Here is a 23320-nt window from a genome sequence, read left to right as displayed (position 1 = left end):
CCGCCCCCTCCTCGTTTGCTCCGGCGCAGGCGCCGTCGCCACAAGGGATCCTCCGGGGGCGGGCCTCGGCCCGTCGTCCGTGGTCTCCAGGCGGCCCAGCAGAGCGGTCGTCACCGGTCGGCGCTCTTGCGTCGGTCGTAGGCCCGGTAGGCGAGGACGTGCGTCGACCGGCCGCACAGCGCCAGCAGCCACGACCCCGCCGTCGTGACGTCCCGTCGGCGGAGCGCTCGCCAGATCCCGCGCGGGCCGATCCGGCGGCGGCACCAGGCGTGCACGTCGCGGCTCAGCCGCGAGTCCCCTCCGTCGCGGGATGCTTTGTGGAGCATCTGCGTGATGACGTACTGCTCCAGCTCAGCGTGCACCTCAGGCGCCCGGTCCGGTCCGAACAGCGCCTCGATCGCCGCCGTCGCGTGGGTCGGCAGGTCACGGAGCTCCCAGACGCTGGCACGCAGCGATCCGGTCGCCGACCCCTCGTGGACGGCGTAGCGATAGAGCGGCTCGTGCACGAGGGCCACACGACGGCTGCGGGCCAGGTGGTCCAGGACCAGGATGAAGTCGTTGAAGGTCAGGCCCTCCACCGCCTCGGGCATGGGCCGGCGGAACAGCGCGTGCTGGGAGAGGACCAGCCGCCCGCGCACGCCCCGGCGGCACGCCTCCCGGGCGTCGATCACCGCGCCGTCGACGGCGAACGGGAGGGTGCCGATCTCCCGGCCCCCGCGCACGGCCATCAGCGGCGCGAGGACCAGGTCGGCGTCGTGCCGGCGGCCGGCCGCGAGCATCGTCCCGACATAGCCGGGGGAGACGACGTCGTCGGCGTCGACGAAGGTGACCCATCGGCCGCGGGCGCGCCGCAGGGCGTGGTTGGTGACCGCCGCGTATCCTCCGTTGACCGGCAGGCGGTCGACCACGATGCGCGGGTCGGCCGGAACGTCCCGGACCGGGTCGCGCATCGACCCGTCGTCGACGACGAGGATCTCGAGGTCGGCGAACGTCTGGGCCCGCAGCGAGTCGAGGGTGGCCGGCAGCGTCGCGCCGGCCTCCCAGCAGGGCACGACGACGGTGACGGCGGGCGGGGTCATGCGCTGACCTCCTGATCATGGGGCGGGCAGGTCACGGACGCCGTGCGCGCCGGCCGCAGTCGACGGCGCCGGTCGAGCAGGAACAGCGCGGCCTGCAGCGTCTCGGCGGCGACGAGCGCGAGCCCGACGCCGACGGCTCCGGCCCACAGCGCGCCCGGGACGCAGAGCACGACGGCGCAGACGGCCCCGACGCCGGAGATCCGGGCGACGGTCCCGTAGCGGTGCTCGGCATTGGCGTGGAGGGTCAGCACGGCGGTGATGCCGGCGAGCAGGATCGCGATGCCGACCAGTCGGGTCGGCCAGATCGCCGCGGACATGTCCTCGCCCAGGTACCAGGGGATCACCCAGGCGGAGCCGAGCACCAGGGTGCCGCCGGCGAGGCCGTAGCTTCCCAGCACGCCGAACGAGACGAAGCGGCGCGTCGTCGCGGCGGGTCCGGAGGCCATGCGCGGGAGCATGGCGTCGACCACGCCGCGCATCACCCCGCGCACCGCGTTGCCGAACCGTTCGGCCGCGCCGTGGAAGGCCGCCTGGGAGGGGGAGGCGAGCGCGCCGAGCGAGAGCGAGCTCGCCGCGCCGGCGACGACCACCGACGCATGCGAGACGAACAGCGGCGCCGAGTCCCGCAGCGCCGTCGAGACCCCGGCCCGGGTGACGCGGACGAGCCGTCCGTCCCGCCAGACGTGCACGATCAGCACCCAGGCCGCGACGGCGGCCAGCGCCTGGGGAGCGAGCTGCCAGGCCACGGCGCGGTCCAGATGCGTGGGATCCCGAACTGTCAGCAGCAGCCCGACCAGGGCGAGGAGCCGGGACAGCGTCATCACCAGCGCGAACGCCAGCATGCGTCCGGTCGCCTGCAGCATCCAGCCCGGATACCAGGCGCCGACGAGCACCAGGCCCAGGCCGAGCAGCATCGCCCCCAGGTGGGCCTGCAGCATCGGGACGAGCAGCACGGTCACGACCGCCGGGACGGCGCAGACCGCCCAGACCAGGGTCTTCGCCCAGCTCGTCTCCGCCAGCACCAGCGACCGCTCCGGCACGGAGCGCGCCAGGCCGGCGCGACGCAGCGAGCTGATGCTGAACCCGAAGTCGGTGACGTGGACGACGACCTGCAGCACGGCCAGCAGCACCATCACCGCGCCGAGCTCGGGGACGCCCAGCACCCGGGCGAGATACGGCAGCGCGACCAGCGGGTAGACGAAGCTGGTGATGTATCCGAGGGCGATGATCAGCGCGTCCCGGCCGACGCGGCGCGGCGAGTCGGTCCCGGTCATCGCTCCATCACCGAGCCCGCCGGGCTGAGCGCGCGCACCAGGTGGAAGGACTCGGCCGCCGTCGCGCCCACCTGGCTGCCGCGGAAGCCGGCGAGGGACTCCAGCGCGTGCAGCGAGCGGGGAGCGGGGTCGTCCTGCAGCTGGCTGCCGAAGCAGCGGAACGCCGCCAGCTTCGTGGGCAGAGTCTCGGTGATGTCGACGTGCCAGGACGGGGTGAACACCGGTTCGGCCCCCGGGGCGTTCCAGAAGGTCTCCGAGACCGTCTCGTACATCGCGACGGTGCGCAGCGCGGCGCCCGCGCCGATCGGGCGCGTCACCACCATCGAGGCGTCGAACACGGCGCGATGATCGACATGACGATCCGGGAACGGCACCAGGGCGAGCCGCGGCCGCAGCTCGTCGACGACGTCCTGCAGCGGACCGTTCAGCGCGGCGACCGACCCTCGGGAGACCTCGACGGAGGGCAGACCGAGGAAGAGCGAGTCGGCGACGCCCAGCAGCGCGTGCGCCGCCCGGGCCTCCTCCTCGACCTGCTCGGCGACGCCGGCCGGATACGTCGGGGGCCGGTCGGCGCAGACGGTCGCGACGACCACGGTCCATCCCTCGGCGGCGAGACGCGCGATGGTGCCGCCGGCGCCGAGCACCTCGTCGTCGGGGTGCGGGGCGATCACGAGGGCGCGAGGCCGGGTCATGCGCCCAGAGCTCCGTCCCGGATCCGCGTCCGGCATCCGGTGACGAAGGCCTCGATCCGCGCGCAGACCTCCTCGACGTCCTCCGGCGAGGACGCCGGGGAGCTGGGCACGGCCAGGGCGGCGTCGAAGAGCCGCTCGGCGGTCCCGTCGACGAGCCGCGGGACCCGCCGGACGTCGGCGCACAGCGGCTGCCGGTGCAGCGGGGTGAACAGGCGCCGGGTCTCGATGCCCTGGGCGCCCAGCGCCTCGGCGAGCTCCGCGGGGTCGACGTCGAGGACGAGCACGGTCAGCCAGCAGTTGTCCCCGGCGTCGTCCTCGCCGCTGAGGATCCGCACCCCGGGCAGGCGCGCGCACAGGGCGCGGTACCGCTCGCGGTGGGCCCGGCGGGCGGCGAGGAACTCGTCGAGCCGGCCCAGCTGCGCACGGCCCAGGGCGGCCAGGATGTTGGAGAGCCGGTAGTTGTAGCCGTGCTCGCGATGCAGGTAGTGCGCGGCGTCCTCGCGGGCCTGGGTGGCCAGGAAGAGCACGCGCTCGGCGAGCTCCTCGTCGTCGGTGACCACGGCTCCGCCCGCGGAGGCGGTGACGATCTTGTTGCCGTTGAACGACAGCGCCGCCGCCCGGCCCTGCGAGCCGGCGGGCCGGCCGTCCGCCCGCGACCCGAGCGACTCGGCGGCGTCGACCAGCAGCGTCGCTCCGTGCCGGGAGGCGAGGGCGCCCAGCCGGTCGTGGTCGGCGACCTTGCCGTAGAGGTCGACGGGCAGCACGGCGGCGATCGGTCCGCCGACGCGCTCCGGCGCCGCGAAGGCGGCCTCGACGAGGTCCGGAGCCATGGTGCCGCCCTCGTCGCAGTCGACGAGCACCGGCGTCGCGCCCAGATACGAGACGGCGTTGAGCGTGGCGACATAGGTGAGCGTCGGACAGAGCACCCGGTCGCCGGGGCCGATGCCGGCGGCCAGCAGCTGCAGGTGCAGCGCCGCCGTGCCCGAGGAGACGGCGACGGCGCGGGCGCGGCCGGTGCGTGCGGCGAGGTCGGCCTCGAACCGCCGCAGCTCCGGGCCGGCCGGCGCGATCCACCCGCCGTCGACGGCGTCGGAGACCGCCAGCCGCTCGGCGGGGCCGACGGAGGGCACGGACAGCGGGATGCGCATCGTCATTCAGCTCACCACCAGCGGTCGCGCCTGCTCGTCGCTCGTCGCCCGGGCGACGGCGAGCGGGTCGCGGACGGAGGGGACCATCATCTCGCGCACATGCGGCGACCACGCGTCGATCCCCGGCAGCGCGGCCGGATCGATCGGCGTGCAGCGGATGCGGCTGATGCCGTCCTGCTCCGTGCGGTCGAGCTGCTCGTGCTCGGAGAAGAGCTCCTCGTGGAGCTTCTCGCCGGGGCGCAGCCCGGTGTAGATGATCGGGCACTCGACGCCGGAGAGCTCGGTGATCGCGCCGGCGAGGTCCACGATCCTGACCGGTTCGCCCATGTCCAGCACCAGGGTCTCGCCGGGACCGCCGACCGTCGTGGCCGAGAGGACCAGGGCGCAGGCCTGCGGGATCGTCATCACGAAGCGCGAGACCTCCGGATGGGTGATCGTCAGCGGGCCGCCGCGGCGCACCTGCTCGACGAAGGCCGGCACCACCGAGCCCCGCGAACCCAGGACGTTGCCGAACCGCACCGAGACGAAGGGCAGGCCCGTGTGCTCGGCGACGTGGGCGGTCAGCGCCTCGGCGACCCGCTTCGACCGTCCCAGCACGCTCGACGGGCTGGCGGCCTTGTCGGTGGAGATGTTCACGAACCGCCGGGTCCCGTGCCGGTAGGCCGCGTCGAGGACGTGGCGGGTGCCGTGCACGTTGGTCATCCAGGCCTCGCGGGGGAAGCGCTGCAGCAGCGGCAGGTGCTTCAGCGCGGCGGCGTGGAAGACCATCTCGGGCCGGTGCTCGGCGAAGGCCGCGTCCAGCGAACGGGGGTCGCGGATGTCGGCGAGGACCGTCTCCGGGGTGTCGAGCAGCGCCGCGCCGTCGACGGACATCAGCAGCTCGTGGAGGGCGGACTCGTCCCGGTCCAGCAGCACCAGCTGGGCGGGGCCGAGGCCGCGCAGCTGCCGGACCAGCTCCGCGCCGATGGATCCGCCGGCGCCGGTGACCAGCACGCGTCGTCCGGCGACCAGCTCGCCGGCCGCGCCGAGGTCGGGGGCCTGCGGGGAGTGCCCGCTGAGCGCGACGAGCCGGCGGGTGAGGTCCTGCATGTCGAGCGGGGCGGGGATGAGCCGGGGCTCGACGGCCGCGCCGTCCGGGACCCGGGGGACGAGTCGATCGCGGCCGTCTCTGCGGCCGAGCAGTCTGCGGATCATGACGAGATTCCTCTCTGATGGCGGGGTGCGAGGGCGAGGGCGACGAGCAGCGGGGCCGCGAGGCCGACGAGCATGCCGGCGGGCAGCAGGACCAGCGGGTCGGGGTCCTCGGGAGCGGAGGGCAGGGTCGCGCGCTGGACGATCGTGGTCGAGACGTCGACGGAGCCCGTCGAGGTGTCCTCGATCGCAGTGGCGATCGCCGTCGCCGCGGCGTCGGAGAGGCTTCGGGCGTCTTCCGGGGGATCGCCGACTCCGGTCACCGTCAGCACGGCCGAGCCCGCCGCCGCCGCGTAGGCGACGCGGGCGCCGATCTCCTCGCGGCCGAGGTCCCGGCCGAGGCGCTCGCGGATGTCCTGGTGCACGGAGTCGGCCCGGCCCAGGTCGACGTAGGTGGGCAGCTGCTCGCTGATGTAGGTCGTCGCGCTGAACCCGGAGGCGTCGCCGTCGGGCATCTCGGCCTCGACGAGGATCGAGGCCTCCGAGCTGTAGGTCCTGGGCAGCAGCGCGAGCGCGAGGCCGGCGACGGCGAGCCCGATGACCAGACCGGCGACGAGCCACGTCCAGCGGAAGCGCACGACCTGCCAGAATCCCTCCGATGTCATGGGGTCTCCTCTCCGAGGGGGATGCCGATCCTGCGGCAGGCGGCGAAGGAGTCCTCCGCGAGCCCGTCCAGGCCGAAGCGTCGTCGCACCCGCGCCTGAGCTTCCTCGCCCAGGGCGCGGCGGCGGTCGGGGTCGGCGGCCAGCTCCTCGAGGGCCTGCAGCAGACCGTCGGCGCCCTGCCGGAGCAGTCCGGTGACGCCGTCGTCGACGACGTCGGACATGCCGGTGACGTCATGGGCGACGACGGGGACGCCGAGCGCCTGCGCCTCGAGCACTGCGATCGGGAGCCCCTCGCCGGCGGTGGTGAACAGCAGCACGTCGGCCCGGCCGAGGGCGGCGAGCAGGGCCTCGCGGTCAAGCCAGCCGCTGATCTCCACCGACGGGTCGAGCAGCGCCCGCTCGCCGTCGCCCAGCCAGCGGAACGTCGCCGCGGCGTGTGCGGCGCGCCAGCGGCGGGCGACGGCGGCGAACTCCGCGGGGCGCTTCTGGGCGGCGATCCGGCCGACGTGGACGACGAGGAGGTCGGTCGCGGAGGTGTCCGGATCCGGCCGGGGACGGGCGGCGAGCGCGGCGGCGTCGACCCGGTTGCGGAGCACCGCGGTCCGCACCCCGGGAAGGACCTGTCGGGCCAGCTGCTCCTCGGTCTCGGAGACCAGCAGCAGGCGCGGGCCCATCAGGCCGCCGAGGCGTTCCAGCGCGACGAGCGCGCGGCGGCGCGGCGCGGAGGTGTCGCTGCGGTCGAAGGCGAAGCAGTGCGGGCTGTACACCGTCCGGGCTCGCTGCCCGGTGAGCAGGGCGACGAGGCGGCCGACCATCCCGGTGCGCGAGGAGTGCAGATGCACCAGCACCGGACGCGTCGCGGCGAGCGCGGCCGTCGTGCGCAGCAGCAGCGCCGGCAGGGCCAGCCGCGGGCGGCGGGCCCAGGGCACCACGGCCACGTCCGGGCCGGCCATCCGCCGGATCTGCTCCGGCGGGGGAGAGTCCCGGCGCGCCACGTAGGCGAGGGTGACGTCGAGGTCCGGGGTCGCGCTCTGCGCGCGGGCCAGCGTGGTCACGGAGGCGAGCACTCCGGAGGAGGCGGCGTCGGTGATGTGCAGGATCGCCCGGGTCATGACCGCCTCCGATGCAGATGCACGGCGAGGACCAGCGGCAGCAGCGGGGTGAGGTGCTTCAGGGCGGAGCCGTAGTCGGGTTCGAACAGCGCCTGGACGGTGAGGAACGCCAGCAGCAGCGAGGCGGCCCGGACGGCGCGGACGGTCCGGCCGGCAGGAGCGGCACGCACCGCCCCTGCCGTGCCGGCGTCGAGCAGGCGCGCGGAGAGGACGGGCACCAGCACCAGCGCCCAGATCCCCGCGATCGCGGCGCCGCTGGCCAGCTGGAAGGCCTCGCCGGAGGCCAGCAGCGGCACCGGCAGCACCATCAGGCCGAGCATGGCCAGCGCCGCGAACACGCCGGCCGCCCCCTCTGCGTCCGGGGAGACGCTCTGGATCAGCGTGTTGACCTGGTCGTCGGCGCGCTCGGCGTTCGCCCAGTCGCGCTGCCCCTGCAGGCCGTGTCCCAGCTGCCGGCGGAACACCGGCTGCAGCGCGGTGTAGACGAGCGCCGGCACGAGAAGCAGCATCGCCGGATGCGCCGTGCGCGGCAGCAGGATCCGCCAGGCGATGTAGACCGCGGCGACGATCAGCCAGTACGGGCGCAGCAGGGCCCCGTAGGCGAGCGCGGCGCCGACGACGGCGAGTTCTCCGGCCGCCCGGCCGGACCGGCCCCGACCGTCGGGGAGGGTGAGCACCAGCAGGGTCAGGCCCACGGTGACGAGCTCCTTCGAGTACTGGGCGAGATAGACCAGCGGAGGCACGAAGAACGCCAGGGTCAGCGCCAGCGCCGGGGCGGAGAGCCGGGCGACGCGTCCCCATCCGACGGCCGCCAGCAGCGCGCCGACGTAGAGCGAGACGCCGACCAGCGCGGCCAGCGGCGGGGCGGCGTCGAGACCGAGGACCTCGTACACCTGCCCGACGAGCTCGAACGAGTCGGGCGGGGCGATGAGCGAGCCGTACTGGATGGTCTGCTGCATCAGCGCGTCGTCGCGGAGGAACTGCTCCGGCAGGAGCGAGCGGATGCTCAGCGAGGCCAGCAGCGTGCTGACCGCGGCGAGGAGCACCGCCATCTGATTGTCGATCCCGGCATCGCGCAGCGCCCTCATGCCAGCACCTCGCAGGCGGCGACGAAGTCCTCGGACATCGAGGTGGTGCGCACGGCGCGGGCCCGCCGGGACATCTCCGCCCACGCCTCCGGGTCGCGGGCGAGCGCGAGCAGGCGCGCCGCGGAGCGCGCGGCGTCGCCGTCGTGGTGCAGCGCGTCGCGGCCGTCGCAGGTGTCGGCGCCCAGGTCGCCGACGGGGGTGATCAGGCAGATCATGCCCGCCGCGAGCGCCTCGTGCGCGGCCATGGCGTAGCCCTCGTAGGCGGAGGTCTGGATGAAGACGTCGGCGTCGGCCGCCGCGCGGGCGAGCTCGGGACGGCGGGCGGGTCCGGCGAGGGTGACCGCCTCGGCCAGATCCAGCCGGGCGATCTCCGCCAGCAGCGGCGCCAGCGCCCCGCCGTCGGGGCCGACGACGGTGAGATGGGCTCCGGTCGACGACTGCGCGCGCAGCTGCGCCAGGATCTCCAGGGCCTGGTCCAGGCGCTTCTGGGCGGCGATCCGCCCCCACGTCACCAGACGCAGCGGCGCGAGCGGAGCCGGCGCCTCCGCAGTGCGGGTCGGCAGCGGGGCGGCGTCGGGGCGGACGAGGGCGACGCTGGCGCGCGTCCGTGTCCGCGTGCGGCTGAGGACGGGCACGACGAGGCGCTCGCGGGCGGCGATCGAGTCGCACAGCACCAGGTCGGCCCGCGGCAGCGCCCAGCGGTGGACGAGGGCGTCGAGCGGATGGGTGAAGTGCGAGTTGTGCACCCAGATCGCCCAGGGGGTCCGCCCGCCGAGCAGCCGGGCCAGCGCGCCCACGGCCACGCTGCGCCACAGCGAGGTGACCAGCATGTCGGGCGTCTCGCGGCGCAGCAGCCGCAGGATCTGCAGCACCGACAGCGGCGAGTTCAGCCCGGCGGCGACGATGTCGGCGCGCAGGGCGGCGCGTCCGGGGTCCGCGGCGGCGAAGGCCGCGATGCGGTACTGGACGCGGCCGCGGCCGGTCAGCTGCTCGCGCAGATGCGCCGCGGCGGCCTCGACTCCTCCGACGTGCGTGCTGTGGATCAGGTGCAGGATGCGCATCACATCGCCCCGTCGCCGGCCAGCACGGCCCGGACGGTGCGCAGCAGGATCGCCGCGTCGAGCACCGGCGACCAGTTGTGCGCGTAGTAGACGTCCAGCTCGCACGCCTGCTCCCAGCTGAGCCGGGACCGCCCGGAGACCTGCCACAGGCCCGTCATGCCCGGCCGGACGCCGAGCCGGTGGGCGGCGTGGCCGGCGTAGAGATCGACCTCCGCGGCGCGCTGCGGGCGCGGGCCGACGAGGCTCATCGTGCCGTCGAGCACGTTCAGCAGCTGCGGCAGCTCGTCGATCGAGCTGCGCCGCAGGAAGGCGCCCAGCCGGGTCACCCGCGGATCCGCGCCCACTTTGAACAGCGGTCGATCGTCGGTGTCCTGCGCGCGCAGCAGCGCCGGCAGCTGGGCGTCGGCGTCCTGCACCATCGTCCGGACCTTGTAGATGCGGAAGGGGACGCCGTCCAGCCCGATGCGCTCCTGGCGGAAGAGCGCCGGGCCGCCGTCCTGGCGGCGGACGGCGACGGCGACGGCGAGCAGCAGCGGGGCCAGCAGCACCAGCAGCGTCGCGGCGCCGACCAGGTCGAAGACCCGTTTGGCGGCTCTGGCCACCATGCCGGGGCGCGGGGGCGCCAGCAGCAGCCCCGGGCCGGCGGAGGTCATCAGCAGCCCCGTGCGCGAGCCGCGCACCCGTCCGGTGGGCTGGTGGAGCAGCAGCTCGACGCCGTCGCGGCGCAGCGCCCAGGACAGCGCCTCGACGGTGCTGTCGGGCAGGCCCGGACGCAGCTCGACGCGGTCGGCGCCGTGCCGGGCGACGTCGTGCCGCACGGCGGCGACGACCACGTCGGAGTCGAGGAAGGACTCCGCGGAGAACCCGCGGACGCGATGCCAGCGGCTGTGCCGATGCCGGGGGACCTCCGCGGCAGGACAGACCACGATCGACCGCACCGGCGCGACGCGGTCCAGCAGACGGCGCACCAGCGGGCCGACGGCGGCGTGCACTGCGGTCAGCGCCACGACCGTCCCCAGCAGCTCGCCGCGCACCGCCTCGCCCTGCAGCGCCGACAATGCGGCCAGCGCGGCGCCGGCCAGGACCATCGTGGCCAGCAGCGCCGCGGCGGGACGGCGGGCGCCGCGGTGGGCGTCGAAGCCGCCGGCGACCAGCGCGAGCAGGAACCACCCGGCTCCGAGGCCGAGGAACAGCGGATCGCCGCCGGCCGCGACCAGGACGCCGCCGGCGACGCCGCCGGTGAGGACGAGGGCGATCAGCGCCGGCAGCGCACGCCGTCGTCGGGCGGCGGGGAGGTGCCGGGGCCGGGAGGCGGAGGGTGCGACGGCGGAGGGTGCGACGGCGGCCGGCGTCGAGGACGAGGGCGGTGCGAGGGGCGGGCTGAGGGGCGGGCTGAGCGTGGACACGGGGCCTCCAGAGAGGTGCCGGGCGGGCGATGTGTCGTCGCGCGGGGCAGCGGGTCGGTGACGCGGGATCGGGTCGATCCATTCGTCACAGTAGGCCGCGGGGGAGGCGAGCGCACCGGTCCGGGACGGAACCTGGTGGCGAACGCGTGGGCATTCACGTACCATCCACAGACAGCCCCGTATGCACCACGGGGAGATCTGGTCGACCCCGTGCCCGCCGGAGGGACCCGCCGTCGAGCTCTCTGCTGAGCTCGGCGCCGCCGGGCGACGCGGTCCGCGAGGCCGGCTCCTTTGTGAAACGGTCCACCATGTCCACTGCAGCCGCCGCCGGCCCGCTCCTCGTCGGCCGGAGCGCCGCCCTCGCCGGCGCCCGCGAGCTCGCCTCCCGCGTGCTGGGCTACCGCGCCCAGGCGCTCACCGTCGACGGCCCGCCCGGCATCGGCAAGTCCACCCTCGCCTCGCACATCGCCGCCGAGCTCCGCGCCCGCGGCGGATGGCGGGTGCTGGTGGTCTCCTGCCTGCCCGGCGACGCGGAGCATCCGGGCGTCGTGGCCGAACGCATCGTGACCACGATCGATGCTCCGGTGACCTCCTCCGACCCGCTGCCGCGACTGGTGGAGGCCTTCAACAGCGAGTCGATCGCCACGTGTCTGGTGATCGAGGACGTGCAGTGGATCGACGACGCCACGGCCGACGCCATGCTGCAGATCGCCGAGATCTATCAGGCCGCGCGGGCCTTCTTCATCGTCACCGCCCGCACCGGCTGCTCGTCGTTCTTCGAGCGGGTCAAGAACATCTCCACCACGGGGATGCACGGGGCGCATCTCACGCTGCCGCCCCTCGATCCGCAGGACATCGGGCGCCTCGCGACCACCCGGCTCGGCGTCCCGGTCCCGAGGGAGTTCGCGCGGCGGGTCCACCGCGCGACCGGCGGCTCCCCGCTGCACGTCGCCATCGTCCTCGACCAGCTGGACACCGCCGCGCCCGGCGAGCGGGACCTCGACCAGGCGATCAGCGGGCTGGGCTGCGTCGCCTCGCAGCGGGCGGGGCGATTCGACCGGGCGGTCGCGCAGATCGTCGAGGCCTCCGATCCCTCCGCCCGGGCGGCGCTGGAGCTGCTGAGCTTCGCGGAGCGGCCGCTGTCCCTCGCATTCGTCGACGGCCGGCTCGCCGCCGAAGGGCTGGCTCCGTTCAGCCAGTCGGCGCTGCTGCGGACCGGGCTGGTCAGGATGGTGGACGAGACGCGGGTGACCTCGGTGCACGCCATGGTGTCCCGCTCAGTCCGAGCCACTGCCTCGTGGCGGCGGTCCTCCGCCTGGCACGCCGCGCTGGCCGAGCAGGGCACGCGGCAGGAGCGGCTCCGGCACCGACTCGCCGTGCTGGAGGCCTTCCCGGAGGCGGAGGATGCGGAGGGCCTCGTCGACGAGTTCGCCGCAGAAGGTGCCGCCGCCCTCGACCGCGGAGCCTTCCCGGAGGCCTTCGAGCTCTTCGCCGCCGCACTCTCCCTCGCTCCGCGGCACGATCTGGTCCCGCTCGCCGTCCGCGCCGCCGTCCACGCCCAGCGCCCGGAGCTGCTGCACCGGATCCCCGAGGACGTCCTCGCCGCCGCCGACCCCCAGGTGCGCGCGGCGGTGCACGCGCTGCTCGCCGCCGAGTCGCATACGGTGGAGCAGAGCCTCGGTCACCTCGACGCCGGGATCCGTCGGCGGCCGACGCCAGGGTCGGGGGAGTCGGCGGAGTCGTCGGAGGGGACCGTGCTGCTCGCCCATGCCGCCTCGCGCACCGGACGCCTCGCCGCCGCCCTCGGCCGGTTCGGCCACGGGCAGCACATCTTCGACACGCTCGTCGACCGGCTCGCCGAGCTCGTCGACGCGCTGCCCGCCGAGACGGCGGATCCCCGCGTCGTCGGCGCGCGGACCGAGATGGTCAGTCTGCGCGGCATGCTCCGCTGCTGGGCGATGTTCGCCTCCGGCGACTGGCCGGGGATGCCCGCGATCGCCGCGGACGTGCGCGCCGTGGCCGACGAGCTGGCCGGGGTCCCGGGCGCCGACGTCGCCGAGCTCGGCATCAGGACGATCGTGGGATCTCTGCTGCATCACCAGGGGCGGCCCCGTGAGGCCCACCAGCAGCTGCAGGCCTCGATCTCGGCGGCATCGCACCCCCAGTTCACCACGCACTCGCGGATGTACCTCGCGCTCCTGCATTTCGAGGCCGGGCTCCTGGACGAGGCGCACGACCAGATGATGCATGCGTTCGGCGGCACGCTGCTGACGTCCGAGGACGCCGGCACGCTCTACGCCTGCGCCGTCGCCGCGCTGACCACCGGGATGCGCGACGACGGCGACCGTGCCGCGCGGTTCCTCCGCCGCGTCGAGGAGGCCCCGGCCGACCTCTCCGGCGGACCCGGAGTGGATTCGACGGCCCGCCTGGTGCGGGCCTGGCTCGCGGTGCGTGCGGGCGACGACGCCGCGGCGGCGCACCACCTGATGGAGATCGACGAGAACGCCGTCGGCTGGCGGATCGTCGGACCGCCGCCGGCGATGCTCCTGGCACGAGCGCTGGCCGCGACGGGGCGGACCGGCGACCTGCCCGCGCTCATCGAGCGTCTCGAGGACCCGACGCTCCACTGCGCGGACGTGGTCCGTTCGGCGCTGACCTCCTACGTGCGCGGACTGCTCGCCGTCTCGCGCGACGACTCCGAGGACGCGGTCCGGCGGCTGCTCGACGCCGTCGACCATTTCGACGCGGTGCCGGCGCTCCGTCCCTCCCTGGCCGGGATGCCCGGCGGGGGTCTGCGCCTGTACCGATCCGTCGCGGCGCTGGATGCGGCCGCGCAGATCCTCGCCGATCCGGGCGCCTCGCCGGCCGCGGCGGGACGCGGCCGGCTGCTCGCCTCGCAGGCCGCCCATGTGCTCGCCCAGTCCGGACTGGCACGGCTGGCCGAGCAGGCCCGCGGGCTCGGCGCCGCGGAGTCCTCGCCGCGTGACCGTCCCGCCCGGACCGGCGCCGAGGAGAACGGCAGGACGGCGCAGGCCGGGGTCGTGCCGGCCCTCGAGTGCCTGACCCGGCGGGAGGAGCAGATCGCGCATCTGGTGAGCGACGGACTCAGCAACCGGGAGATCGCCGAGGCGCTCGTCGTCTCGGTGCGCACTGTCGAGTATCACGTCCGGAACGCCCTGCGGAAGCTGCAGCTGCCCTCGCGCATCGAGCTGCGCCGGCTCATCCGCACGGCCGCCGCTGAGTCCGGCGGTCCCGGCCGCTGCTGAACGTCCGGCCGCCGAACGCCCCGCCGCCGCGGTCAGTCCCTGCGGATGACCTTGTGCTGGGCCGCCTGGGCGACCGGGCGGACGACGATCTGGTCCAGGTTGACGTGGTGGGGCAGATTGACCGCGTGGGCGATGACTTCGGCGACGTCGTCGGCGGTCAGCGGCTTCTCCACGCCCCGGTAGACCGCCTCGGCGGCCGCGGCGTCGCCGCGCAGGCGCTTCGCGGTGAACTCCTCGGTGTGCACCAGGCCGGGCAGCACCTCGACCACGCGGACGTTGTGCTCGGCCTCCTCCAGGCGCAGCGCGCCGGTCAGCGCCTGCTGGCCGGACTTCGCGGCGTTGTAGCCGCCTCCGCCCTCGTAGGCCGCCTGCGCCGCCGTCGAGGTCAGGTTCAGCACGGTGCCCTCGCCGTGCTCGCGGAGCATCGGCAGGAAGGCCCGGGTCATCTGCAGGGTGCCGAGGACATTGGTCCGGTACATCCACTCCCAGTCCTCGACGCGCCCGTCGGCGACCGAGTCGACGCCGAGCGCGCCGCCGGCGACGTTGATGAGCGTGTCGATGCCGCCCTCCTCGGCGACCCGGCGCTGCACCTGGGCGACCTGCTCGGCGTCGGAGACGTCGCAGACCAGCGGGATGATGCCCTCCTGCTCGGCGAGCAGCTCGAGCTTCTCCGCGCGGCGGGCGACGGCGAAGACCCGCCAGCCGTCGGTGGTGAGGCGGTGGGCGGTGGCGGCGCCGATGCCGGAGGAGGCGCCGGTGACCAGGGCGCTGCGGGACTCGTGCGGGGACTGGATCATGGGCACCAGACTAGTGAGCCGTGCGGCCGACCACCACGGGGTCCGGCGACTCGGCGCGAAGATGACGTCGCCGTCGTGGAAGAATGGGCGGCATGGCTGAACAGAACTTGGGCACAGACACGCCCGGCTCCGCGACCATCGACGCAGAGAACGCCCCGACCGCCGCGCCGCGCGCGCCGCAGGTGCCGGACAAGCCGGCGCTGGAGGGCCTGGAGGAGAAGCTCCCCGCCCTGTGGGAGGCCGAGCAGCTGCACCGCTTCGAGGAGGACACCGAGCGTTCGGCCGTGTACTCCATCGACACCCCGCCGCCGACGGCGTCGGGCTCGCTGCACGTCGGCCACATGTTCTCCTACACCCAGACCGACGTGCTGGCCCGCTTCCAGCGGATGAACGGCAAGAACGTCTTCTACCCGCTGGGCTGGGACGACAACGGCCTGCCCACCGAGCGCCGCGTGCAGAACTACTACGGCGTGCGCTGCGACCCCTCGATCGCCTACGACCCGGACTACACCCCGCCGGCGACGCCGGCGAAGAACCAGCGCGACTGGGACGTCATCTCCCGGCGGAACTTCATCGAGCTCTGCGAGGAGCTCGCCGTCCAGGACGAGAAGGTCTTCGAGGACCTGTTCACCCGGCTGGGCCTCTCGGTCGACTGGCGGCAGACCTACCGCACCATCGACGACGACTCCCGGGCGACCTCGCAGCGGGCCTTCCTGCGCGACGTCCGCGGCGGGAACGCCTACACCGCCGAGGCGCCGACGCTGTGGGACATCACCTTCCGCACCGCCGTCGCCCAGGCCGAGCTCGAGGCCAAGGAGCGGCCCGGCGCCTACCACCGCTACGCCTTCACCGTCGCCGAGACCGGGGAGAAGGTCTTCATCGAGACCACCCGCCCGGAGCTGCTGCCCTCCTGCGTGGCGCTGGTGGCCCATCCCGACGACGAGCGGTACCAGCACCTGATCGGCTCCACCGCCGTCTCGCCGCTCTTCGACGTCGAGGTCGAGGTGCGCTCGCACCACCTGGCCGACCCCGAGAAGGGCTCCGGCCTCGCGATGATCTGCACCTTCGGCGACATGACCGACGTGACCTGGTGGCGGGAGCTGAACCTGCCCACCCGCACGGTCATCGGCCGCGAGGGGCGTGTCAGCCGGGACGTCCCGGAGTGGATCACCTCCGAGGCCGGCCGGGCGAACTACGAGCAGCTCGCCGGCAAGACCGTCCACTCGGCCAAGGAGGCCGTGGTGGAGATGCTGCGCGCCGAGGATCTGCTCGACGGCGAGCCCGAGCCGATCACCCACGCGGTGCACTTCTACGAGAAGGGCGACAAGCCGCTGGAGGTCGTCACCTCCCGGCAGTGGTACATCCGCAACGGCGGCCGCGACGGCGACCGGCGCGAGGCGCTGCTGGCCCGCGGCCGCGAGCTGGACTGGCACCCGGGCTTCATGCGCTCGCGCTACGAGAACTGGGTCGAGGGCCTCAACGGCGACTGGCTGGTCTCCCGCCAGCGGTTCTTCGGGGTGCCGATCCCGGTCTGGTACCGGCTCGACGCCGACGGCGAGCCCGACTACTCGGAGCCGATCCTGCCCGAGGAGGAGCAGCTGCCGGTGGATCCCGCCGCGGAGGCGGCCCCGGGCTTCGAGGAGTCGGCGCGCGACGTGCCCGGCGGCTTCACCGGCGACCCGGACGTGCTCGACACCTGGGCGACGTCGTCCCTGACGCCGCAGATCGCCGGACGCTGGGGCCGCGACGAGAGCTTCTTCGCCGCGGTGTTCCCCTACGACCTGCGTCCGCAGGGCCACGACATCATCCGCACCTGGCTGTTCTCCACAGTGGTCCGCTCCGACGCGCTGCATGACTCGCTGCCGTGGTCCGACGCGGCGATCTCCGGCTGGATCCTGGATCCGGACCGGAAGAAGATGTCGAAGTCGAAGGGCAACGTCATCGTCCCCACCGACGTGCTCGACCAGTTCGGCTCCGACGCCGTGCGCTACTGGGCCGCCTCGGCCAAGCTCGGCGCCGACACCGCCTACGAGGTCGCGCAGATGAAGATCGGCCGGCGGCTGGCGATCAAGCTGCTCAACGCCTCGAAGTTCGCGCTGAACCTCGGCGCCACCGAGGCGCATGTGGTCTCCGACGCGGCCTCGGCCGAGCGGCTCGTCGAGCCGCTGGACCGGGCGCTGATCGCGGAGCTGCGCGCCGTCGTCGAGCAGGCCGGGGCGGCCTACCGGAACTACGACTACGCCCGGGCGCTGCAGGTCGTCGAGGCCTTCTTCTGGCGCTTCACCGACGACTACGTCGAGCTGGTCAAGGACCGCGCCTACGGCTCGCGCGGCGAGCGGGTGCAGGACTCGGTGCTCGTGGCGCTGGCCACCACGCTGGACACGGTGCTGCGGCTCTTCGCGCCGGTGCTGCCCTTCGCCACCGACGAGGTGTGGCGCTGGTGGCGCGCGGGCTCGGTGCACGAGGCCTCCTGGCCGGTCGAGGAGTCGCTGCGCGGGGTCGCCGGCGACGCCGCGCAGCTGCCGGCGGTCGCCGAGGTGCTCGCCGGCATCCGGCGGGCGAAGTCCGAGGCGAAGGTCAAGCAGCGCACCGAGGTGCTGGCCGCGACGATCGTCGGCCCGCAGGCCGCGCTGGACCACGTCGAGGCCGCGCTCGGCGACATCCGGGCGGCGACCCGCTCCTCGGAGCTGTCGCTGGTCGTCGAGGAGGAGGCCGAAGGGCTGCGCGTCGAGGACGTGCACCTGGCCGACCCCGCGGAGTCCTGACCGCCGGCATTCGCCTGCGTTGTCCGGACTGTCCGGGCGGCTGACCGACTGGGCCCCGTCCGTCGTCGGAGGCCGGATCCATCGTGCTGCGGCACGGAATCCGCTCCCGCGGCCGGCGGGGCCCTGGTCGTGCCGGAAGGTCCTGCCCGGACCCGACTGCAGCCGGCATCGATCATCGGGCGCGGGGATCGCCTGGGCGACGAGCATGGAGGTGTCAGTAGGAACGCAGGGCGGGGGAGACGGATCCCGCGCGGGAAGGTGGATCGCGGTGGAGCTGTGGAACCGGGCGATTGAGGAGATCGAGCAGCGGGTCGCCGACGGCGCGTCCGGGAGCGGCGACGGCGTCGTCGACGTCGGTTCCCTGGCGCGCACGACGCTGACCTCCGAGCATCACTTCCGTCGTCTGTTCACTGTGCTGGCCGGCATGCCGGTATCCGAGTACATCCGGCGACGTCGGCTCACCGTCGCGGCCGCCGACGTCGTCGCCGGTCGTGAAGCTCTTCAGGACATCGCGATCCGCTTCGGCTATGACTCCGCCGACGCCTTCAGTCGTGCGTTCCGCGCAGTGCACGGACTCTCGCCCTCGCAGGCCCGGGCCTCCGGGGCCGACCTGCGCTCGCAGGCCCCGCTGCGCATCACCCTCCGAGTGGAAGGAGCAGAACCGATGACCTATCGCCTCGTGGAGCAGGAGGCCTTCACCCTCGTCGGACGCCGTCGCCGGATGGCGATCGTCGCCCGGGGGACGAATCCGGAGATCGAGCAGTTCCGTCAGGAGTTGGGACTCGAGGTCCTCCGCGACATCAGCGCCCGGTCGACGCGTGAGCCGGCTCGGCTGCTGTCGGTGAGCACCGACTTCGTCGAAGGCCGCGAGGACGGCGCGTCCATTGAGTTCTGGTTCGCCGCCGCCGTCGACGGTGCGCCCGAGGAGGTCGACGCCGGCGAGCACGAGACGCGGGCCGTGCCGGCGTCGACGTGGCTGGTGCTCTCCTCGTCCGGGCCGTCGGTCGAGGAGGTCCAGCAGCTCTGGCCCCGGGCCTACGGCGAGTGGTTCCCGGCGAACCCGTACCAGCCGGTCGACGGTCCCGAACTGATCGCGCCGGTGCTCGACGATGCCGGGGGAGTCGAGCACTACGAGCTCTGGCTGTCGGTGGAGCCGAGGAGCTCCTGAGCCTCTCGCCCGGCGACTGCCGCCCGCCTGTCGTCGGGCTGTGAGATGTCGTGGCGCTATAGGACGACGACATCTCACAGCCCGACGATGAGCGCGCGGAGGGCGACGAGTGCGAGGGAGTGACGGGGGAGCGCGAGCGCCCCGGTCCTCATTCCTCCTCGTCGTCGGAGATCTGCCGCACCTCGAGGACCCCGTCGAGCTCGGCCAGGCGTTCGAAGAGCGCGTCGCCGCCGGTGTGCTGCGGGCGGCTGAAGCGCATCGTCGCCTCCACCGCCCGGGAGGCCCCGCCGTCGCGGTCCCGCCCGCCGTCGTCGTGCTCCCGGCCGGCGCCGTCGGCGCCGTCCAGCCTCCGGGTGCGCGTCAGCGAGGCCTCGAAGCCCAGCTCCGAGGCGGTGGCCAGCACGTCGCGCAGCACCCCGCGCCCGTCCTGATAGCGGACGGTGCACAGCCGCGTCAGATCGCGATGGGGCAGGCGGCGCACCGCCACGTGCAGCACGGTCACCGTCAGCAGGTGCAGCCCGACGGCCAGCGTGGCGATCAGCGGCATGCCGGCGCCGCAGGCCATCCCGACGGCGGCGGTCACCCAGATCGAGGCGGCCGTGGTCAGTCCGGAGATGATGGTGCGGCGGACGAAGATCACCCCGGCGCCGAGGAAGCCGATGCCGGTGACGATCTGCGCGGCGATGCGCGAGGGGTCGAGGACGACGTCGTCGCCCAGGACGTGGTCGAAGCCGTAGGCCGAGACCAGGGTGAACAGCGCCGAGCCGAGACCGACGAGGATGTGGGTGCGGGCCCCGGCGGTCTTCTGCCGGACCTCGCGCTCCAGGCCGATGAGCCCGGAGAGCACGAAGGCGAAGACCAGCAGCGTGGCCTCGGTGGCCAGCGAGTCCGAGATCCAGGTGATCTCCACGCCGGACTCCTCCCTCCGCGTCGGGGTCGGATGCCCCCACGCTAGCCCGGCGATGACTCCGTGGAAACGGTGGGAAAGCCGTCGTATTCCCACACGTGCCGCCGAGTCATCGTCGGTGAGGCCGCGTCATCGGAGGCGACGCCGGTTCTTCCGGATCGCGGCGCACGCGCTAGAATGGCGCTCAGCAGCGACGACCCGGCCATCACCGGCGAGCTTCCGGAGGAACGGGTCCTCGTGCGGGGCCTCAGTAGAACCGGACGGGCATGCCCGTCACAGCAGTCATGGAGCGGTCCGTCCCCGGACGGACAAGCGAGGTGGTACCGCGTCGGCGGGCGCGTGGGATGCGAACCCACGGGACGACGGCGTCCTCGTGAGGACCCAGCGACCAGTGCAGCGACCCTCAGGACGGACTCCATGACCGAGCAGAACCCCACTCCTTTGTACCCCCGCGCGACCTCGGCCGGGACCGACCGCGCCGTCGCGGCCTCACCGAGCTTCCCGGCGGTCGAGGAGCGGGTGCTGGCCGACTGGAGCAGCGACGACACCTTCCGCGCCTCGGTGGAGAACCGCCCGGCGGAGGTCGACGGCGCGCCCAACGAGTTCGTCTTCTACGACGGCCCGCCCTTCGCCAACGGCCTGCCGCACTACGGCCACCTGCTCACCGGCTATGTGAAGGACCTCGTCGCCCGGTACCAGACCCAGCGCGGCCGCCGGGTCGAGCGCCGCTTCGGCTGGGACACCCACGGGCTGCCCGCCGAGCTGGAGGCGATGAAGCAGCTGGGGATCACCGACAAGGCCGAGATCGAGGCCATGGGGATCGACACCTTCAACGACGCCTGCCGCGCCTCGGTGCTGCGCTACACCGCCGAGTGGGAGGACTACGTCACCCGCCAGGCCCGCTGGGTGGACTTCGAGCACGACTACAAGACGCTCAACGTCGAGTACATGGAGTCGGTCGTCTGGGCGTTCAAGCAGCTCCACGAGAAGGGCCTGACCTACCAGGGCTTCCGCGTGCTGCCCTACTGCTGGCGGGACGAGACCCCGCTGTCCAACCACGAGCTGCGCATGGACGACGAGGTCTACCAGGAGCGCCAGGATCCCTCGGTGACGGTCACCTTCCCGATCACCGGCGGCGGCGCCCACGGGGACGCGCTGCGCGGGGTGAACCTGCTGGCCTGGACCACCACCCCCTGGACGCTGCCGACCAACTTCTCCGTCGCCGTCGGCCCGGAGGTCGAGTACGTCGTCGTCGAGGCCCCGGAGGACGGGCCGCTGCCGGGCCGGCATCTGCTCGGCGCGGATCTGGTCGGCGCCTACGCGAAGGATCTGGGCTTCGTCGACGGCGAGGATCACAGCGCCGCCGAGGCCGCCTCCGCCGCGGTGGTCGCCCGCTACCAGGGCGCCGAGCTGGCCGGGCTGGAGTACGAGCCGCTGTGGCGCTACTACGCCGACGCCGAGGTCTGGGGCACCGAGCACGCCTTCCGCGTGCTGGTCGAGGACTACGTGACCACCTCCGACGGCACCGGCCTGGTCCACCAGGCCTCGGCCTTCGGCGAGGAGGACCAGCGCTCCAGCGAGGAGGCCGGCATCCCGGTGATCCTCTCCATCGACGACGGCGCGAAGTTCCTGCCGCTGTTCGCCGAGCCCACGCCCGACGGCGACGCCCCGCTGGCCGACATCGCCGGCGTGCAGGTCTTCGAGGCCAACCGCACGATCATCAACGTGCTCAAGGCCGACGGCCGGCTGGTCCGCGAGAAGTCCCACGTGCACTCGTATCCGCACTGCTGGCGCTGCCGCACCCCGCTGATCTACAAGGCGGTCACCTCCTGGTACGTGGCCGTCACCCAGGTCAAGGAGCGGATGCTCGAGCTCAACGAGCAGATCAACTGGATCCCGTCCCACGTGCAGCACGGCCAGTTCGGCAAGTGGCTGGAGAACGCCCGCGACTGGTCGATCTCGCGCAACCGCTACTGGGGCAGCCCGCTGCCGGTGTGGGTCTCCGACGATCCCGAGCACCCGCGCACCGAGGTCTACGGCTCGCTGGAGGAGATGAAGGAGGCCTTCGGCGACTACCCGCGCAATGCTGAGGGTGAGCCGGATCTGCACCGGCCGTGGATCGATCAGCTGACCCGGCCGAACCCCGACGACCCGACCGGGCGCTCGACGATGCGCCGGGTGCCCGACGTCCTCGACGTCTGGTTCGACTCCGGCTCGATGCAGTTCGCCCAGGTGCACTACCCCTTCGAGAACCGCGAGTGGTTCGAGCAGGGCCACCACCCGGCGGACTTCATCGTCGAGTACGTCGGCCAGACCCGCGGCTGGTTCTACACCATGCACATCCTGGCCACCGCGCTCTTCGACCGCCCGGCGTTCACCAATGTGATCAGCCACGGCATCGTGCTGGGCTCCGACGGGCAGAAGATGTCCAAGTCGCTGAAGAACTACCCGGACGTCAACGAGGTCTTCGACCGCGACGGCTCGGACGCGATGCGCTGGTTCCTGATGTCCAGCCCGATCCTGCGCGGCGGCAATCTGGTGGTCACCGAGGAGGGTATCCGCGAGGGCGTGCGCCAGGTGCTGCTGCCGATGTGGAACGCCTGGCACTTCTTCACCCTCTACGCCAACACCGCGAACGACGGCGCCGGCCACCGGGCGGCCACAGTCACCGCCGAGGACGTCGACAACCCGCTGGACCGCTACATCCTCGCCGCACTCGGCGATCTGGTCCGGCGCACCACCGAGGCGCTGGACGCCTACGACGTCTCGGCCGCCTGCGAGGCGCTGCGCGGCTTCTGCGACACGCTGACCAACTGGTACATCCGCCGTTCGCGCCAGCGCTTCTACGAGGAGGACCTCGCCGCCTACGACGTGCTGCACACGGTGCTGGAGACCCTCACCCGGGTCGCGGCCCCGCTGCTGCCGCTGACCGCCGAGGAGATCTGGCGCGGCCTGACCGGCGGCCGCTCGGTGCACCTGAGCGACTGGCCCGAGACCGAGGACCAGCTGCGCGACGACCGCGCCGTGGAGCTGATGGAGACCACCCGGGCGATCTGCTCGGCCGCCTCCTCGCTGCGCAAGCAGGCCGGACTGCGCGTCCGCCAGCCGCTGGCGCGGCTGACCGTCGTCGTCCCCGACGCCGCCGCGCTGGAGGGCACCCACCGGCGGATCATCGCCGAGGAGCTCAACATCAAGGAGGTCACGCTGCTGGAGGCCTCCGAGGTCTCGGCCGCCGACTGGGGGATCGGCCGCCAGCTGGTGGTCAACGCCCGCGCGGCCGGCCCGCGCCTGGGCAAGGGCGTGCAGCAGGCCATCCAGGGCGCGAAGGCCGGGGACTGGCAGATGCAGGACGGCGTCGTCGTCGCCGGCGGCCTGGAGCTCGCCGAGGGCGAGTACACGCTGAGCACCACCGTCTCCGACGAGCTCTCCGAGGCGGCGGTCACCGTCCTCGACGCCGTCGACGGCTTCCTGGTGCTGGACACCTCGCTGACCGGCGAGCTGCTGGCCGAGGGCACCGCCCGCGACGTCGTCCGCTCGGTCCAGCAGGCGCGCAAGGACGCCGACCTGGACGTCTCCGACCGCATCCGCACCACGATCACCGCCGACGAGCGCACAGCCGCCGCCGTGCGCGCCCACGAGGAGCTCGTGCGCGCCGAGACTCTGACCGCCGAGCTGCAGCTGGTCGCCGACGACGCCGCCGGCGAGCCGCTGGTCACCGTCGCGACGGTCTGACCCGCCGCACGGCCCGGCAGCACGCTCAG

General features: G+C 73.6%; 16 protein-coding genes. 4 read left to right on the top strand and 12 right to left on the bottom strand.

Annotation, left to right across the window (positions count from 1 at the left end; genetic code table 11):
• Window positions 1–110 precede the first annotated feature (110 nt).
• Genes ABD652_RS12700 through ABD652_RS12655 form a run of 10 tightly spaced genes read right to left on the bottom strand, consistent with a single transcriptional unit; the run spans window position 111 to window position 10656 of the window.
• Entirely contained in the window at window positions 111–1079 is a 969-nt protein-coding gene (locus ABD652_RS12700) for a glycosyltransferase family 2 protein (RefSeq protein ID WP_344721951.1), read from the bottom strand.
• Window positions 1076–2353 (bottom strand): lipopolysaccharide biosynthesis protein, encoded by a 1278-nt coding sequence (locus tag ABD652_RS12695; protein WP_344721949.1) that lies wholly within the window; start codon window positions 2351–2353, stop codon window positions 1076–1078. Before ABD652_RS12695 ends, ABD652_RS12700 begins: the two co-directional genes overlap by 4 nt.
• Window positions 2350–3045, bottom strand: a complete 696-nt coding sequence (locus ABD652_RS12690) for a PIG-L deacetylase family protein (protein WP_344721947.1) — start codon at window positions 3043–3045, stop codon at window positions 2350–2352. The genes ABD652_RS12695 and ABD652_RS12690 overlap by 4 nt, the downstream gene beginning before the upstream one ends.
• Complete coding sequence (locus ABD652_RS12685; RefSeq protein ID WP_344721945.1) at window positions 3042–4199, bottom strand: DegT/DnrJ/EryC1/StrS family aminotransferase; 1158 nt, start codon at window positions 4197–4199, stop codon at window positions 3042–3044. Before ABD652_RS12685 ends, ABD652_RS12690 begins: the two co-directional genes overlap by 4 nt.
• Complete coding sequence (locus ABD652_RS12680; RefSeq protein WP_344721943.1) at window positions 4200–5387, bottom strand: polysaccharide biosynthesis protein; 1188 nt, start codon at window positions 5385–5387, stop codon at window positions 4200–4202. It lies immediately after the preceding gene.
• Complete coding sequence (locus ABD652_RS12675; protein ID WP_344721941.1) at window positions 5384–5989, bottom strand: YveK family protein; 606 nt, start codon at window positions 5987–5989, stop codon at window positions 5384–5386. Before ABD652_RS12675 ends, ABD652_RS12680 begins: the two co-directional genes overlap by 4 nt.
• Window positions 5986–7101 (bottom strand): glycosyltransferase, encoded by a 1116-nt coding sequence (locus ABD652_RS12670; RefSeq protein ID WP_344721939.1) that lies wholly within the window; start codon window positions 7099–7101, stop codon window positions 5986–5988. The genes ABD652_RS12675 and ABD652_RS12670 overlap by 4 nt, the downstream gene beginning before the upstream one ends.
• The gene (locus ABD652_RS12665) at window positions 7098–8189 is read right to left on the bottom strand and encodes a hypothetical protein (RefSeq protein ID WP_344721937.1); all 1092 of its coding nucleotides are present in this window, start codon (window positions 8187–8189) and stop codon (window positions 7098–7100) included. The genes ABD652_RS12670 and ABD652_RS12665 overlap by 4 nt, the downstream gene beginning before the upstream one ends.
• Window positions 8186–9250, bottom strand: a complete 1065-nt coding sequence (locus ABD652_RS12660) for a glycosyltransferase (protein ID WP_344721935.1) — start codon at window positions 9248–9250, stop codon at window positions 8186–8188. Before ABD652_RS12660 ends, ABD652_RS12665 begins: the two co-directional genes overlap by 4 nt.
• The gene (locus ABD652_RS12655; RefSeq protein ID WP_344721933.1) at window positions 9250–10656 is read right to left on the bottom strand and encodes a sugar transferase; all 1407 of its coding nucleotides are present in this window, start codon (window positions 10654–10656) and stop codon (window positions 9250–9252) included. The genes ABD652_RS12660 and ABD652_RS12655 overlap by 1 nt, the downstream gene beginning before the upstream one ends.
• Window positions 10657–10964: 308 nt before the next feature.
• On the opposite strand from ABD652_RS12655, the gene ABD652_RS12650 reads away from it, so the two are divergent.
• Window positions 10965–13922: a helix-turn-helix transcriptional regulator gene (locus ABD652_RS12650; RefSeq protein ID WP_344721931.1), complete on the top strand. Its 2958-nt coding sequence runs from the start codon at window positions 10965–10967 to the stop codon at window positions 13920–13922.
• 32 nt (window positions 13923–13954) lie between these two features.
• Here the strand turns inward: ABD652_RS12650 and ABD652_RS12645 are convergent, their stop codons facing one another.
• Complete coding sequence (locus tag ABD652_RS12645) at window positions 13955–14719, bottom strand: SDR family oxidoreductase (RefSeq protein WP_344721929.1); 765 nt, start codon at window positions 14717–14719, stop codon at window positions 13955–13957.
• Window positions 14720–14811: 92 nt separating this feature from the next.
• Between ABD652_RS12645 and valS the strand changes: the two genes are divergently transcribed.
• Window positions 14812–17484, top strand: a complete 2673-nt coding sequence (gene valS, locus ABD652_RS12640) for a valine--tRNA ligase (RefSeq protein ID WP_344721927.1) — start codon at window positions 14812–14814, stop codon at window positions 17482–17484.
• Between the two features lie 268 nt (window positions 17485–17752).
• Window positions 17753–18652, top strand: coding sequence for an AraC family transcriptional regulator (locus tag ABD652_RS12635; protein WP_344721925.1), 900 nt, complete (start codon window positions 17753–17755; stop codon window positions 18650–18652).
• 148 nt (window positions 18653–18800) lie between these two features.
• On the opposite strand, the gene ABD652_RS12630 is transcribed toward ABD652_RS12635, so the two are convergent.
• Window positions 18801–19562 carry an MgtC/SapB family protein gene (locus tag ABD652_RS12630; protein WP_344721923.1) on the bottom strand — a complete coding sequence of 254 codons (762 nt, stop codon included), beginning with the start codon at window positions 19560–19562 and terminating at the stop codon, window positions 18801–18803.
• 414 nt (window positions 19563–19976) lie between these two features.
• Here ABD652_RS12630 and ileS point away from each other — a divergent pair, with 414 nt between their 5' ends.
• Window positions 19977–23291 (top strand): isoleucine--tRNA ligase, encoded by a 3315-nt coding sequence (ileS, locus tag ABD652_RS12625; RefSeq protein ID WP_344721921.1) that lies wholly within the window; start codon window positions 19977–19979, stop codon window positions 23289–23291.
• Window positions 23292–23320: the final 29 nt, after the last annotated feature.

This window comes from Nesterenkonia halobia, from assembly GCF_039536005.1.
GTDB classification, from domain to species: domain Bacteria; phylum Actinomycetota; class Actinomycetes; order Actinomycetales; family Micrococcaceae; genus Nesterenkonia; species Nesterenkonia halobia.
Note: the sequence above shows the minus strand (reverse complement) of the source record. Positions and strands in the feature narration are given on the sequence as shown.

Coding starts and splice junctions, on each gene's coding strand:
- ABD652_RS12700 (WP_344721951.1), bottom strand. CDS start 1,079: ATGACCCCGCCCGCCGTCACCGTCGTCGTGCCCTGCTGGGAGGCCGGC.
- ABD652_RS12695 (WP_344721949.1), bottom strand. CDS start 2,353: ATGACCGGGACCGACTCGCCGCGCCGCGTCGGCCGGGACGCGCTGATC.
- ABD652_RS12690 (WP_344721947.1), bottom strand. CDS start 3,045: ATGACCCGGCCTCGCGCCCTCGTGATCGCCCCGCACCCCGACGACGAG.
- ABD652_RS12685 (WP_344721945.1), bottom strand. CDS start 4,199: ATGACGATGCGCATCCCGCTGTCCGTGCCCTCCGTCGGCCCCGCCGAG.
- ABD652_RS12680 (WP_344721943.1), bottom strand. CDS start 5,387: ATGATCCGCAGACTGCTCGGCCGCAGAGACGGCCGCGATCGACTCGTC.
- ABD652_RS12675 (WP_344721941.1), bottom strand. CDS start 5,989: ATGACATCGGAGGGATTCTGGCAGGTCGTGCGCTTCCGCTGGACGTGG.
- ABD652_RS12670 (WP_344721939.1), bottom strand. CDS start 7,101: ATGACCCGGGCGATCCTGCACATCACCGACGCCGCCTCCTCCGGAGTG.
- ABD652_RS12665 (WP_344721937.1), bottom strand. CDS start 8,189: ATGAGGGCGCTGCGCGATGCCGGGATCGACAATCAGATGGCGGTGCTC.
- ABD652_RS12660 (WP_344721935.1), bottom strand. CDS start 9,250: ATGCGCATCCTGCACCTGATCCACAGCACGCACGTCGGAGGAGTCGAG.
- ABD652_RS12650 (WP_344721931.1), top strand. CDS start 10,965: ATGTCCACTGCAGCCGCCGCCGGCCCGCTCCTCGTCGGCCGGAGCGCC.
- ABD652_RS12645 (WP_344721929.1), bottom strand. CDS start 14,719: ATGATCCAGTCCCCGCACGAGTCCCGCAGCGCCCTGGTCACCGGCGCC.
- valS (WP_344721927.1), top strand. CDS start 14,812: ATGGCTGAACAGAACTTGGGCACAGACACGCCCGGCTCCGCGACCATC.
- ileS (WP_344721921.1), top strand. CDS start 19,977: ATGACCGAGCAGAACCCCACTCCTTTGTACCCCCGCGCGACCTCGGCC.